Source organism: Methylobacterium sp. 1030 (assembly GCF_040544715.1).
In the GTDB taxonomy this organism is placed as follows: Bacteria; Pseudomonadota; Alphaproteobacteria; order Rhizobiales; family Beijerinckiaceae; genus Methylobacterium.
Genome location: NZ_JBEPKM010000071.1, coordinates 1 through 1,039, shown reverse-complemented (window position 1 = coordinate 1,039; position 1,039 = coordinate 1). Strand labels below are relative to the sequence as shown.

The window sequence follows — 1,039 nt, the reverse complement described above, 5'->3', positions numbered from 1 at the left end:
CCTTCTGAAACCGAGGGCAATAACGGGTTCGAGATCCGCATCGCGCGCTCCCTCCGCCACCCCAGGGATCAACGCTTCACAAGGCGCTCAGCACCAAACCTGCGGAAGAACCAGTTTGCCGTGTCGCCTGACATCGCTGAAGGTCCGGCGGTGGCAGGCGGGGTTGCGGCAGCGCAGGCGGCGCAGCCGCACGCACAGGCCGACGGAGCGCCCCTGGCAGGGTAAGTCGGCGAGGTGCCGCTCGTAGGTGCCGTGGACGCTGTCCGACCGGTTACTGCAGGCGGGACAGCACGGTTCTGTCGACCGCGGCACCGCCAGCACCATCACGTGCTCGGGCTTGGCCGTGACGGCGACGACCCGCAACGAGGGCGGAATGAACGGGAGCAGGCGCTTGGGCATGGGCGGACTCGGGCGGCCATCATCCTGATCCGAATCCGCCGGCGGCACGCCGGGTCCCGGTCCGCCCACCCCACCACACGAAGTGACGGAGAACCACGATGCACTCGGCGTTGACAGCCGGTCGGCGCCGAGGAAGCACTGCAGGCAGAACGGCGCGACCGTACCTTCCCGCGGACTACGTCCGAACGGGATGCCGGCGCCGCGAGCAGGGCGCACTGGATACAGCATGGCGAGGGCGGCCCCGGTCAGGGCCGTACAGGCGAAGGCCGGCGCCGCCGTGCGCGCGAGAGCTAGTCCAGCCAGCCCCGTCGCTTCGACGCAGAAGGCGACCACGAGCACGCGCCGAGCCCCGAAGTGATCGACCGCTGGGCTGCCGAGAAAGCGGGTGGCCATGAAGGCGATGCCGAACGCGGCAAGGGCGAAATCTTGCCCCGCCAGATGCAGGGCCACGAAGCGCGGGACGAGGAACGCGGCCACGACGCCGTATCCGACGCTGGCGAAGACGTTCGCCGCGCCCGGCCGCCACGCCGCGCGCGGCAGGAGGGGGGCGTGTCGCAAATCCGGTTTTGGTCCGCGGAAGAGCGTCTAACGTCCCGCTTTCACCCTTTGTTCGCCGCGGGAAGTCCAAAGCAGTAGGCGA

General features: G+C 69.6%; 1 protein-coding gene. It reads right to left on the bottom strand.

Annotated features, from left to right (window positions below; all coding sequences use genetic code 11):
• Positions 1–87: 87 nt before the first annotated feature.
• Positions 88–876: a transposase family protein gene (locus ABIC30_RS31785; protein WP_354456842.1), complete on the bottom strand. Its 789-nt coding sequence runs from the start codon at positions 874–876 to the stop codon at positions 88–90.
• Between the last annotated feature and the right edge of the window lie 163 nt (positions 877–1,039).